The organism is Wolbachia endosymbiont (group B) of Silvanus unidentatus (assembly GCF_964028615.1).
Taxonomy (GTDB): Bacteria; Pseudomonadota; Alphaproteobacteria; order Rickettsiales; family Anaplasmataceae; genus Wolbachia.
In genome coordinates this window covers 1,533,881-1,547,142 of sequence record NZ_OZ034795.1, presented here as the reverse complement: position 1 = coordinate 1,547,142, position 13,262 = coordinate 1,533,881, and the positions used below count along the sequence as shown (strand labels likewise).

The 13,262-nt window shown below is 34.3% G+C and carries 10 protein-coding genes and 1 tRNA gene; 3 read left to right on the top strand and 8 right to left on the bottom strand.

Features of this window, described 5'->3' with window-relative positions; genetic code table 11:
- Nucleotides 1-35: 35 nt before the first annotated feature.
- Entirely contained in the window at nt 36-1,439 is a 1,404-nt protein-coding gene (locus ABWU65_RS07360; RefSeq protein WP_353280574.1) for an NAD(P)H-dependent flavin oxidoreductase, read from the bottom strand.
- A gap of 135 nt (nt 1,440-1,574) precedes the next feature.
- Here ABWU65_RS07360 and coaE point away from each other — a divergent pair, with 135 nt between their 5' ends.
- Nucleotides 1,575-2,153 (top strand): dephospho-CoA kinase, encoded by a 579-nt coding sequence (coaE, locus tag ABWU65_RS07355; RefSeq protein ID WP_353280572.1) that lies wholly within the window; start codon nt 1,575-1,577, stop codon nt 2,151-2,153.
- Here coaE and ABWU65_RS07350 read toward each other — a convergent pair.
- The 5 genes from ABWU65_RS07350 to ABWU65_RS07330 all read right to left on the bottom strand — a co-directional run bounded on the left by ABWU65_RS07350 (nt 2,143) and on the right by ABWU65_RS07330 (nt 8,363).
- A complete protein-coding gene (locus ABWU65_RS07350; RefSeq protein ID WP_012481740.1) occupies nt 2,143-3,327 on the bottom strand; it encodes a ribonuclease D in 1,185 nt (394 codons plus the stop codon). The genes coaE and ABWU65_RS07350 overlap by 11 nt on opposite strands.
- Nucleotides 3,328-3,411: 84 nt before the next feature.
- Nucleotides 3,412-4,746 carry a dihydroorotase gene (locus tag ABWU65_RS07345; RefSeq protein WP_353280570.1) on the bottom strand — a complete coding sequence of 445 codons (1,335 nt, stop codon included), beginning with the start codon at nt 4,744-4,746 and terminating at the stop codon, nt 3,412-3,414.
- A 177-nt stretch (nt 4,747-4,923) separates the two neighbouring features.
- Complete coding sequence (locus ABWU65_RS07340) at nt 4,924-7,569, bottom strand: lipase family protein (RefSeq protein WP_353280568.1); 2,646 nt, start codon at nt 7,567-7,569, stop codon at nt 4,924-4,926.
- 86 nt (nt 7,570-7,655) lie between these two features.
- Nucleotides 7,656-8,258 carry an RDD family protein gene (locus ABWU65_RS07335; protein WP_353280566.1) on the bottom strand — a complete coding sequence of 201 codons (603 nt, stop codon included), beginning with the start codon at nt 8,256-8,258 and terminating at the stop codon, nt 7,656-7,658.
- Nucleotides 8,259-8,280: 22 nt separating this feature from the next.
- Nucleotides 8,281-8,363 (bottom strand) — tRNA-Leu (locus ABWU65_RS07330).
- A gap of 102 nt (nt 8,364-8,465) precedes the next feature.
- Here ABWU65_RS07330 and ABWU65_RS07325 point away from each other — a divergent pair.
- Complete coding sequence (locus ABWU65_RS07325) at nt 8,466-9,908, top strand: replicative DNA helicase (protein ID WP_007302722.1); 1,443 nt, start codon at nt 8,466-8,468, stop codon at nt 9,906-9,908.
- A gap of 335 nt (nt 9,909-10,243) precedes the next feature.
- Entirely contained in the window at nt 10,244-11,743 is a 1,500-nt protein-coding gene (locus tag ABWU65_RS07320; protein ID WP_372436128.1) for a proton-conducting transporter membrane subunit, read from the top strand.
- Between the two features lie 14 nt (nt 11,744-11,757).
- Here the strand turns inward: ABWU65_RS07320 and ABWU65_RS07315 are convergent, their stop codons facing one another.
- Together ABWU65_RS07315 and ABWU65_RS07310 are read right to left on the bottom strand one after the other, a co-directional pair.
- Complete coding sequence (locus ABWU65_RS07315; RefSeq protein ID WP_007302720.1) at nt 11,758-12,408, bottom strand: VirB8/TrbF family protein; 651 nt, start codon at nt 12,406-12,408, stop codon at nt 11,758-11,760.
- Nucleotides 12,409-12,437: 29 nt separating this feature from the next.
- Nucleotides 12,438-13,232, bottom strand: coding sequence for a hypothetical protein (locus ABWU65_RS07310; protein WP_214303399.1), 795 nt, complete (start codon nt 13,230-13,232; stop codon nt 12,438-12,440).
- Nucleotides 13,233-13,262: the final 30 nt, after the last annotated feature.

Sequence of the window (13,262 nt, the reverse complement as noted above, 5' to 3'; positions counted from 1 at the left end):
ACAGAGTAACGTTTTCTTGTCAATTCAACCATACCCTAATACCCAGTTAATATCCTTTCCACCAATTCTTTTACTGTCGGTACGTAGCCATTCTCATAAAATGGGTCTTGCTTAAATCTGTACACATTGTGTCCAGAAAACATGAGTTCATTTTCAACATTGCCGTCATGTACAATGTTTTGCAGTGTCTTTTGTATACAGAAACTCCGTGGGTCTGGCTTTCGCCCTGTTGAATGGTCACCATGATCTTTCCAATTGCTAAACAGACAATGGCTTAAACATCCCATGCAATTAATTTGATCTTGTCTTATTTCCGCAAATTTGCCTGGTGTCACAAAAATAACAGTTGTATCTGGAGTTTTCATTACCTCTGTATACCCTGCTTTAATCCATGCATTTGCTAGCTCTTTGTCTTTTGCAGTGAGGTAAATCTTTCTACCTCTGCTACCCATTGCAAACTCATTATTAAACTCTCCACTCACACTTTCTGAAAATTTCATTTGACGTGAATTTCGTTCCTGTAGCTCATGTATGAAGTTATTTTTTACTGCAGATGAGTAAAACCCCGTTGGACTGAATTTATTTAAAAATACATCACCTTCTTCTAAAGTGAGTAATTTCTTTTTCCACTCCGTAGAAATCGGACTTTCTTTTGTTAAAAGTGGACGAGTGCCAAACTGAAAAGCTATTGGTCCGATTTGTAAATTGTCAAACCAATGTTCCCAATCCTTCAAATTCCACACTCCCCCCGCCATAACAATTGGCGTTTCAGCAAGACCAACCTCGTTCATGAAAGATCTAAGCTCTGCAACTCTTTCAAATGGAGCCTGTGGTAATTCCGGGTCCTCACTATTACTTAAGCCATTGTGACCACCAGCAAGCCACGGATCCTCATATACTACTCCACCAAGTAAAAAAGAAGATATTTTTTGGTAAGCACGTTTCCACAACGCTTTAAAAGCACGTGCTGATGAGATAATGGGGTAATAATAAACTTGATATTTAGCTGCAATTTCTCCGAGTCTGTAAGGCATACCAGCACCGCAAGTGATGCCATGAACTAAGCCTTTTGCTTTTTCTAATATGCCATGAAGGACTTGTTCTGCTGCTCCCATTTCCCAAAGCACGTTCATATGTATTCTTCCACGGCCCTTTGATGTTTCATTCGCTATTTTTGCTTGACTAACTCCAGCCTCAATACTATACTTAATTAACTCTTCGTGCTTTTCATTTCTTGTTTTACCTTTATAAATTAGTGGTACCAACTCGCCATTGTCATCGATAAGTTTAGCATTTGCACCAGAAAACGTACCAACAGCATCTGCTGCAGCGAATGCTCCACTTGATCTTCCATCACTAATTGCAATGCCTTTGCCGCCCTCGATGATTGGCCACACTTCTTTTCCTGAAATCACTATCTTTTTTATCTTATTTTTCAAAATTTCCTCTTAATCTTTCATTCTATTTTACTTAATTACTAAAAAAATAATAGCTTTTCTTTTTTATACCTATGCATTCAGTTTTAAATAGGCATAGGAGATGCTATAAATATAGTTTTATAAGAAATTTGCTATATGATCATAGGTTTAACAGGTGGGATTGCAGTTGGAAAGAGCTTTGTAGCCAATTGCTTTAAAGAATTTGGTGCCGCTTTGTTTGATGCCGACTCTGTCGTGCACCAGCTTTATAAAGTAAACAAAAACATAATAAGTTACGCAGAAGAAAAATTTTCTGGGGTGATAGTAAATGGAAAAATAGATAGAACAGTATTATCTAAATATTTTTTAGCTTATGATGAAAATTGGAAGCAATTCCAGTCTTTAGTACATTCCGCTGTGCAAAATGAATTAGAATTTTTTATTGCTCATGAGAAAGAAAACAACAGAAAACTTCTAGTTCTAGACATTCCACTACTGCTGGAAACGAGATTCCGCTCATATTGCGATTTTATTGCTTTCATCCATGCAGATAGCACTGTACAAGCTCAAAGGCTTAGTGAGCGTAATATGGATAAAAAAAAGCTGGATCTAATGTCTAGTATTCAGCTCCCTATTGAAGAAAAAAAGCAAATGAGCGACTTTATCATCGATACCAGCGCAAATGTTCTTTCTCAAGTGAAAGATATAATAAACTCGTTAGACCTCAACACGTGATACGGTTATTCTCCACAAGATTACTCCGAATTTTAGCTGTACTATCAGCAGATTTTACCATTAAAATTTCAAACCTTGAGCCTGCATTCAAAAACGATTCTACTGATCTGCCGAAAAAATCATATCTCCATCCCTTGAACAATTTATCTATCTTCCCAGATATTGATCCAGCTAACTCATCTTTTGACGAAACTAACTTTCTCGATATGTTATTTTCCTTACATTTGCTCTCTAAAATAATCGAGAGTATATCAAAGACAGATTTATCATAATTATCCGACAGAGTATAATTTTGCTGCACAAATTCCTTCTCATTCTCATTGAAAATATCTATAAATTCTAATAAATCTTCCTCTTTTATATTTTTTGTGTTTCTCTTAAGGTCATCTAAAATGTCATCAATATGTTCCACGTTTTTTTCAATTAAACCAGTTATTACGGCATTATTGACTACCTTATTACGATTTATATTGTAACGCTGTGCTAAGGTCTCTTGCCACTCACTAACTGCTTTAACAGTTAACATCAACCTTGGATTTGCTTCATAATTAAATTTAATCCTCTTCCATGCATCTTTTGGATTATGCAAATACTTATTGACATCAACTATTGATTCCATCTCTTCTTGAAACCAGCCCATCCTATTATTTTCTTCAAGTTTATTGCACAATATTTGGTGTAGGTCATATAGGTGTATCACGTCATTTACTGCATAATCTAATTGATCCTCAGATAATGGCCGTTTTAACCAATCTGAATTTTTAGCTTTAATTTTATCCAGCGCTACCCCCTGATATTGCTCTACTACTTTTGAATAACCAATAAAGTCGTGATAATAATGACAAAACATAGCAGCAACTTGGGTATCAAAAATGGGAGTAGGAACACATTTAAGCACGGTGAGTAAGGATTCTATGTCTTGCCGACAACTATGAAAAACTTTGGTTATTTCTCGATTCAGCATTATTTTCTTAATAAGCGATAAGTCAATTCCCGGTACTAACACATCTACAATAAAACTCTTCTCTCCGTAAGAAATTTGAATTAGTGATAATCTAGGATAGTAGGTTAAATTGTTTCTAATAAACTCTGTGTCCACTGCTATAAATTTTGGATCTTTTGCCATCAATTCTTCACATGCATTCTCCAGCTCCGATGTCGTACTAATTAGCATATATTTTTTATTCAGTGGCTATATTTTACCACTTATATTGAATATTTACAATTGATTGAAATTGAGAACGCAACTGTATGATAACTAATCCTTCTGTAAATATACAGTTTTGCCAGACACAACGGTACGTATTACGCGCCCTTTCACTTTGCGTCCATCGAAAGGGGAATTTTTTGATTTACTAGCAAAGTTGTCAACTTTAATTTTCCATTCATGATCCAAATCAACTAAAATTAAGTCCGCTGCAAGGTTTTTCTGTATGCGGCCACGTGGCACATGTATGATATCTGCAGGCTTATATGTCAATTTTGCAAGCACATCAAGTAGACCCATTTGTCCACTGTGATATAGTTCAAGTGAAATGGGCAGCATTGTTTCAAGGCCAACAATACCAAATGCAGCATTTTCAAGTGGCAAATCTTTAGAACTAAGATCATGCGGAGCATGATCGGTTGCAATGCAATCAATCACACCTGTCTTTAAACCTTCAATCATAGCTAAACGATCCTCTTCAGTGCGAAGCGGCGGGTTCATTTTTGCGATTGCTCCGTGTTGTTTTACTATATCTTCAGTTAAAGTAAAGTGATGAGGAGTTACTTCACATGTAACATTTAATCCCAAATCTTTTGCACGTTTAATAGCATCAAGTGAATCTTTTGAAGAGACATGTAAAATATGGTAGTGTACATTTTCTATGTCCTTCATTAGCAGTATATCACGATTTACCATAACCGACTCTGACGCACTCAAGATTCCCTTTATTCCCAATTCTTCAGAAATTTTACCTGCATTGATTGCGCCACCAGCAGATAGATTTAAATCCTCTGCGTGTTGAGCAATAGGAACACCAAGCATACTTGAATAAAGCAGTGCCTGTCTCATAATCATTGGATTCATAACTGGCATACCATCATCGGTGAAACCAACTGCACCTGCTTCCTTTAAGAGTGCCATTTCAGTTAATTTTTCTTCCGAAGTGGTGATTTTAGCGTAAAATTCCACATTCACATGCGAAGTTTCAAATGCTCTATATTTCAAATACTGAGCCAAGACAACACTATCAATCGCTGGAACAGTGTTTGGCTGACAAACTACAGTTGTAACGCCTCCCGAAGCTGCAGATTTACTGCCTGTATGTATAGTTTCTTTATGCTCTTGACCTGGTTCACGAAAATGTACGTGAATGTCAATAAGGCCTGGCATTAGAACAAGCCCTTTACAGTCTATTGTTTCATCAACCCCATTTGGAACTCCATTTGAAAATAATGATTCACCAAAGTCAACAATTTTATCCCCTTCAGTCAATAATGAACCTTTTATATCAAGTTTAGCTTCCGGGTCGATAATACGAGCATTGATATACGCAATTTTATAGCCTTCCTTTTGGCCTTTCTGCAATAAATTCCAATATTGTGTCATTATATTTAAGTATCGATTACAAAATAAATCTAAAGTTTTTTTAGTAAAACACAACCAAATTAAAGTGATGGTATAATAACTAGCAATAATGAACTTTGGTTATGATGATTTTATTCGCACTACAGAAGAACGTCATGAAAAAGCAGTTATAGCTCTGAAGAATATTTAAATTAATACTCAAGCAGCTATTCTATAACTATCATTTTCGATTTTAACATTATTAAGTGCGGTATTTGCCTTATAAGAACAGTAACATCCTACTGCAAGAAAAGCTAATGCAGCTACAGCAAGCGAAACACACATTGCTAAATGAACCATTGTTAGACTTGTACCAACAGCAAATGCTCCAGATAATACAAAAGAAACAGAGGCGTAATTACCTTGCTTTTTACTATAAATTCTTGCTTTCAAGAATTTTTCATTTAGCTCTTCATCTTTGCTTTCAGATTGTTTCTTTAGATTCTTCTCTAGTTCTTTACTTTTATTTTCAGATTCCTGTAGCCTTGTCTTCAGGTCGTTATTTTCATTTTTAAGTTGAGTTACCTGAACTTTGAGCTTTCCAATCTCTTCTTTCTTCCCTTCAAGCTGAGCTTTTGCTTCATTAGATTCCTTGCTAAGTTGCGTGACTTTACTAGTTTCTTCAGCTAATTTTTGCTTTGATGCTACAAGTTGAACTTCTGTTTGCTTACATTTCCTTTTAAGCTCCCCTGCTTGACTAGCTAAATTACTATTTTCCTCTTCAAATTGAGCTGCTTCTCTAGTTTTTTCATTCAAGCCTTTCTGCAACTTGTTAACTACGTTTTCAAATTCCTTTGTTTTTGCAGCTAAGCTTTGCTGTGCTTGTTTTAGTTCTTCTTTCAATTGAGAAGCATTGTTCTTTGCAATATCTAGCTCTTCCTCCCTCTCTTTGAGTTGAGCTTGAGTATCCTCCAGCTCTTTTCTTGTAAATTCTGCCTTTCCTTCTAGCTTAGTTTTTGCTTCCTTGAGCTCTGTAATCTCTGCTGTGAGAACAGCTATTTTACTAGCCTGATCTTGCTTTATACTGTTCAGCTCTTCTATTTTTTTCTTGAATTCTTTCTCATTTTGTTCTGATTGAACTTTCAAATCTTCCAGTGCCTTCTTTTCTTCTGCAAACTGATTGTTCAGATTACCAACATTCTTTTCTAGCTTAGCGTTTGTTGCTGCAAATTTCTCCAGTTGACTAGTCAGATTACTATTCTTTCTTTCTAATTCAGCATTTGTTTCCTTAAACCCATCTATAGTACTGTTAAGCTTGGTTACTTTTCTAGTTTGTTCATCCAGCTCTGCTTTCTTTCCTACAAGCTGATCTTTTATCCCTTTAAGTTCTTTAGTAAGTTGATCTACTTGACCATCGAGTTTACTAGTCTTCTGTTGTTCTTGTGTTAATTTTCCTTTTTCATCATCTAGCTCTTTAGTTTTTTCAGCCAAGCTTTGTTGTATACTCTTTAACCTTTTCTCTAATTGAGTTTTGTCGTTAGTAAGCTGAGCTACTTCTTGCTCTTTTTGTTTAAGTTCCTTTTCTAAACTTGGAGAACATTCTTTTGATATTTCAGAAAGCTTTATGTCTTCATTTTCTTCTTCGACTTTTTTGAAGAATTCTTTGTCGCTATCTTCAGAAATTTTTACAGGAATATTAGATGACAGTTTACCAAAAGGATAAGCAAGATAACGCCACCAAGATGAAACATTGTCTGATTTAAAGTTTTCTTGTTTGATATCCTTAATGAGACTGCGGTAGGTGTTCAATCTATGATAGTGCAGCGTTACATCCGGAATAAATGTAGTTTCATTCACTCCTAGTTTTAATGCTTGACCTACATGTTTATAATACTCATGACCACCGCCAGGAGGTAAACAAGGTATGTTATCTGATCTACAAGCTACCCTAATAGTTTTATTTCTAAGACACCCATCATTATAAACTTTAGCAGCATCTTTGTAGAAAACTCTTGGGGAGCCAAAAGTTGCAACATGAACATTTTCAGCATTTTCTGTTTTATTAAGACATAAAGCAGCTATACTAGCAAGAGCACCTCCCATGCTATGACCTGTAACATTGATTTTCAAGTCTTTGATTTTTACCCCTTGATCATTAGCATATCCTTTTAATATCTTATGTACACTGGGCCAAGAGCGTTTGAATAAGGAGTAGAAACCAGAATGAACACTATCACCTTCAGGTGAAAATGGCAACTTAGTTAAATATGCATAAAGATCTGTCTTAAAATCACTCCCATCACGAGTGCCATGATAAGCTATAGTTACTTCCCTATCTTTAATAAAAACATAACCAGCATCTCGATTCCATGAATTGCTACATATCAAATCATAACCGTAGTTGCGTTGTTCTAGCTTATAATCTTCGTCTGGGCAATACTGATTTTCAGTACGTTCATCTTCAAAAAATTGTATAATTCGATAGCCTTCCTCTGCAAGCTGCCTTTTAGTTTTGTATCCATCTTTCTTTAGCTTCCTATCTCTATCACCATAGGAAATCTTACTAAAATCAAGCATTTCTAACAATTGTTCTCTATCAAATCCTGCAATTTTTCCTGCTATCAAGCCAGCAAGGGTAGAAGCATCATTTAACTCAGCATCTGAATCTAACTTGTTCCATATTTCAATTAGATCACTATACTCTCTTTGATTTAGAGCTGAGTTTAATTTTTCAAGATCTCCTTGATGCTGATTTTTTCTACTCTCGAGTGCTCCTATTAGTCCTGCTTTTATTTCACCATAATCAATATTTACCATGCTATCGCTAAGAGAATCCGTATTTTGATCATAAACGATACTTCGCATATTCCTTACCACTACAAGCTTAATTAATTTAGTATATCATTAGTTAGTTAATTAGTCAAATTATTCGTTTATTTAATAAAATTTTCTTAATTTACTCTATCACGCTTAAGGCTTTTATTCGTAACAACCACTGTGTTTGCAATCTTATCGTGCCAAGCTTGACAACGTTTATCAAAACTTGCCCATATAAAACCCAAGAATAATGGTGCAGTTGACAATATGAAGGAAAAAAACCTCTTTGTTGCTTGTTTCAGAGTCAATTTTTCAAAAGTTTGTGCATTCACAACTCTAAGTCCAAGTAAGAATTTTCCAGGTGTAGCGCCAAATCTTATCCACATATATGCTACATAACTAAAAAGCATAATAAATTGAACTATCTGATTTAGAACTAGTAACTTTATTAGTTTACTCTGCATTGCTGTTTCCTCTGCAGATAGTGGCACCTGCATTTGATATTTTGCAGCAATTTGGCCTAATATTTTACTGCTCTCCGAGCTCATAAAGAGTTGATTTAAGGCCTGACCGCAAAACTGTAAAAATAAAACGATGATGATTAAATCAAGCAGCACTGACAAATAGCGTCTAAGTCCCGTTACGTAACATATTCCATTTTCATCTTTCTTTATCCTTTGAATAGCATTTATAGAAGAAAGAATGGCAAATGAACGATTAAAAAACTTGTGTAACATAAAGCACTTTCCAATGTTTGAGTGCCCCTGGCCGGACTTGAACCAGCATGCTCTTGCAAGCAACAGATTTTGAGTCTGCCGTGTCTACCATTCCACCACAGGGGCCTATTTTAATGCTATAAGCAACACAGGATTAGTCAAATTTTTTCTCTTTTAAGTCGAGATTGAATATTCTACAATAATCAATCATTACTCTAAAAACTTAAAATGAATGAATTAGTTAACCTTATTAATTCAAGAGAAGAAATATGTAAATTGCCACATAATTTAGAAGCAGAGCAAATGCTCATTGGTGCAATGATTCGTGATAATAGAATTTGTGATGCAGTTGAAGATATAATTGCAGCAGACAATTTCTACGATCCACTACATCAAAGCATTTTTACCCAGATATCTAAAACCAGAAAACACGGCATAGTTGCCAATGAACTAAGCCTTAAGATGTTTTTTGAAAATGATAAAGCATTTGCCGAATGTGGTGGAGTTGAGTACCTAGCAAAGCTTGCAGCGAAGGCAAGTATTGCTCTTGATATCTATAGCTTGACCAGAATAATCCGTGATACTTATTTAAGAAGATGCTTAATCAAGCTCGGACAAGAGACAATTGACGATAGTTATAACTATGACATCGAAAATCCTGCACAGGTACAAATTGAGCAAGCAATGACAAAATTGTTCAATTTAGCAGTAAAAAAGCAAGGTGAGAAAACATACATAAAGCTTGCAAGTTCAATTAAAGATGTGGTTGAGAAGATTAGCAAGCTGAAGAATAACCCAGAGGCTCTAGGTATTACAACCGGACTTCAAGATCTAAACCAGCTTCTTGGTGGTTTGCAGAAATCTGATCTGTTAATTATAGCTGCAAGGCCCTCAATGGGAAAGACAGCATTGGCACTGAACATCGCACTTAACGCTTGTAAGATTTTGCAAAAAAGAACAGATAAACAACACTACGTAGCTTTTTTCTCACTTGAAATGTCAGCAGAGCAATTAACCGCAAGATTGATTACTATAGATTCAGGCATTGGTTATTATAAGGCACTGACTGGGAGAATTAGTGATTTTGAATTACATGAATTCATTAATGCTAGTACAGATCTATCAGAATTACCTTTCATAATAGACGATACTCCTGCTCTATCAATTAGTGCCCTTCGTACCAGAATACGACTGCTATATCAACTATACAATGTAGAGGTGGTATTTATAGATTATCTGCAATTAATTCGAGGAACAACAAAAAGGAGTAGTGAAAATAGAGTGCAAGAAATCTCAGAAGTGACGCAGGGTTTAAAAGCAATTGCAAAGGAACTAAATATTCCCATTGTTGCACTATCACAGCTCTCTCGTTCTGTTGAGCAAAGGGATGATAAAAAACCACAACTTTCTGATTTACGTGATTCAGGAAGCATAGAGCAGGATGCAGATATAGTAATGTTCCTCTATAGAGAAGAATATTATGAATTAAGAAAGCAACCAAATGAAGGAAGTAATAAACATCGAGAGTGGCAAGAGAAAATGGAGAAAATTAGAAATATTGCAGAGCTGATCATTGCAAAACAAAGAAACGGGCCAATTGGCAGTGTGAAGCTACATTTTGACTCCAATAGAGGTGCATTTAAAGATTATACAGAAAGATATAGTCTGTAGCGGTTTTGAGTAATTCTGGAAGTGTTTAACAAACCATACGTGCCAAATTAAGAAGCTATCGTGAAACATAGCAATATTTAAGATTGGCATTTTATTTGTTACATTTATTTTTTTAGGAAATTCTTATCTAGGATAAGATGATTTTTTAGAAAGATCTATAAATTACTAACCTTATTACTTAATATATAAAATAGTTTTTTCTTATTTCCTTTCTTCCTTACGCCACTTTTTCTTAACTTGATGCGTATGGTTTATTTAACACTTCCGATATACAACTAAAAAATAGCAAATTCTCTATAACTTGAATATAATTTTAGCTTTACCTAAACAGAAAGATGAATTACTTAATGGATTTTGTTTTAATATCTCTTTCCTTGCCACTTTTTATTACTGAGAATTATTTGTTAATTACTGCGTTGATCCCACTTTTAAGTGCATTAGCTATTTCTTTTACTAGTAAATGGCCCAGAGTGAACAATAGCATTACTGTTGTTTCTTCTATGCTTCTATTTGCGTATACATCTCTATGCACTTTATATTTGGTGTATGGTGATCATTCTCAATTTATTCTCATGGACTTTGGTAATAATTTGCATATTAGTTTAAAGTTAGAGTCTAGTGGAGCAATATTCAGTTTATTAATATCATTTTTGTGGGTACTAACCAGTATATATGCAATATGTTATATGCGAAATAACTATGCTGATAGTAACTACTCGAGTTTTCTATGCTTTTTTTCAATAGCGATTAGCTGTGCAATGTTTATTGCTTTTTCTGGAGATTTGCTCACTACATTTGTCTTTTACGAGCTTCTAACTATTAGTACATACCCTCTGATTACTCACAACTCAACAAATGAATCAGTAATTGCAGGACGCTATTACTTTGGTTTACTATTTTTCTCTTCTTTAGTGTTATTTTTTCCTGCAATAGGTCTCTTATATAATGAATTCCATACTTTAGACTTTGTAAGAGGTGGAATATTCAAGTTTGATACTTCGTTCATAACTTTTATTGCAGTGTGTTTTGCTATGCTGATTTATGGAATAGGAAAAGCTGCATTAATGCCAATGCATTTTTGGTTGCCAAAAGCAATGGTTGCACCAACTCCTGTAAGCGCACTACTACATGCTGTTGCTGTTGTGAAATCAGGAGTGTTCATCATCATCAAAGTTATATTATACACTTTTGGCATCGATAATATGCAACGTTTTGCACAGCAAAGTTGGTTTGCTGGAGGATGGCTTCCGTACGCTGCTGGATTTACTATTATTACTGCATCGTTAATTGCATTAAAGCAAAAGGAATTAAAGAAATTGCTTGCTTATTCTACTATCTCTCAGTTGTCATATATTATATTGTTCGCTTCAATTTTTAGTGAATTTAGCATGAGGATTGCAATTTTTCAATTAGTTTGCCACGCATTTGCAAAAATCACTTTATTTTTCACTGCTGGAGCAATAATAACGAAAACAGGTGAGAAATACATAGATAGAATTCACGGTATAGGACGTAGTATGCCAATTAGTATGATAGCATTTACTATAGGTGCATTGTCCATGATAGGGGTACCACCTGCTCCGACTTTTTGGAGCAAATTTTTCATTTTTCAAGCTGTTTTTAACTCTAGTAATGTAACACTTTCTGTATTTGTAGCTCTGGTGTTAATTGTCAGTACTATACTCAACGCTCTATACTTCTTACCGATAATTTACAATGCCTTTTTCTTAAAACCTTCTAGAAATTATTTTATTAAAAAGACACCAATGCTTCTAATTTTACCTCCAGTTGTTACTGCTGTATGCACTTTAGTTATTTTTTTAGCTACCAAGTAATTTTTTAAATGTAATCAGCTGTATTTATAGCCGTTAACAATAAATTTAAATGGTATTATACCAGTTAGAGTTGCTTTCATGTTTGATAAAGTAAAGCTAACCTCCACAGCATAGTCTTTCATTTTCTTATTTTGCTCAGCTGCAAAAAGTACAGTGGCATTTCCAGCAAATTTAACTAAGTCCTTGATCGATCGGTCAATAGATAGTGTTGTTACGTTTATGTTGGTAATTTTTTTTGTGGATGAAACAGCTTCATTGTTTACTTTTTCCTGAAAGTCTTGATAGATTTTATATATAGAATTGTTTTTTATAAAATTTTCTTGATACTTTGATTCAACGATCTGAGAGGACTCGTATGCTTCGACGTATTGACTTACCAAGTACCTTGCTATGGAAGTGTATTCATCTTCTTTTTTACTAAAACTAAGTTTATGTATTGTAGAAAACTCATCTTCTGTGTGGTTCGTGTACTTCACAAAATTTAAATCTTTTTTAACAGGAAGTAATAGGTATATGTTTAGTAATGATAAAAATAAACATACTAAGAGAAGTAACGTTATTAACGCCATCCAAGATCTTTCTACAACGCAGAACAGGTATCTGTGGCAATACCATTCTACTGCTTTCCTGAAATAACTTTTGTTTTTTACTGATTCAACTTCCATAACCTAATTATAATAACTCTAAAAAAACTTTAAAATATGTCTAAATTTTCCAAAATAGTATGAATGATTATATCACCTTGTTCTGCAATAAGATGAAATTTATCAATTTTCTTCACATCTAAATTTATCATTTTTACACTGAAGCTTTCAGGATCATAAGTATTACTTTCTGCACTTTTGTGATAATTATAGTAGTGTAATTTATTTTGATCATCAAAATAACCAAATTCATCAGCAAGGGTTCCCACTTTTCTGCCTTTACCGTCTCTGACTAGCTCAAATAGATCAATTACATGGTTTTCAGATCCAGGCTCAATAAGACCTTCTACAGCAAAAAATTTAGGTGCATGACCAACATACTCCTTAAATTTTAGATTATTAGTCTTTTTTACACTACCAAAATCCACGAATTTATATTCATCTGAAAGATCAGAATATTGTGGATCATACTTTTTATATTCAAAAAACTCATTACCTAAAAAATTACAAAACGTTAGTTTATAGTCATCATGATTGAGTTTAATAACTTTAAGATAATGAAAATCTCTAGGAATCTTTACTTCTTCTTTCGTAATATGATTAAGTATGACTAACTCGCCACTGAGCATGCGATGGCCAATTTTTGGCAAAGTAGCTATATTGATTGCCTTATTGAGCTTAAAATTTGCTTCATAGATACCACTTGACAGCTCCTTCCCTTTTTCTAAAGTGACGTCTTGGTCTAAAGCTGTATTCTTGAGTAAACTCAATTCTTTCTGCATGTTCAATATGGTTTTTGTTAAAACTTCTATTGATTGCCATAAAGTTAATTTATTATCAGTCAAACTATATACTTTAAGTATTAAATTATCAGG

Coding starts and splice junctions, on each gene's coding strand:
- coaE (WP_353280572.1), top strand. CDS start 1,575: ATGATCATAGGTTTAACAGGTGGGATTGCAGTTGGAAAGAGCTTTGTA.
- ABWU65_RS07350 (WP_012481740.1), bottom strand. CDS start 3,327: ATGCTAATTAGTACGACATCGGAGCTGGAGAATGCATGTGAAGAATTG.
- ABWU65_RS07345 (WP_353280570.1), bottom strand. CDS start 4,746: ATGACACAATATTGGAATTTATTGCAGAAAGGCCAAAAGGAAGGCTAT.
- ABWU65_RS07340 (WP_353280568.1), bottom strand. CDS start 7,569: ATGCGAAGTATCGTTTATGATCAAAATACGGATTCTCTTAGCGATAGC.
- ABWU65_RS07335 (WP_353280566.1), bottom strand. CDS start 8,258: ATGTTACACAAGTTTTTTAATCGTTCATTTGCCATTCTTTCTTCTATA.
- ABWU65_RS07325 (WP_007302722.1), top strand. CDS start 8,466: ATGAATGAATTAGTTAACCTTATTAATTCAAGAGAAGAAATATGTAAA.
- ABWU65_RS07320 (WP_372436128.1), top strand. CDS start 10,244: ATGAATTACTTAATGGATTTTGTTTTAATATCTCTTTCCTTGCCACTT.
- ABWU65_RS07315 (WP_007302720.1), bottom strand. CDS start 12,408: ATGGAAGTTGAATCAGTAAAAAACAAAAGTTATTTCAGGAAAGCAGTA.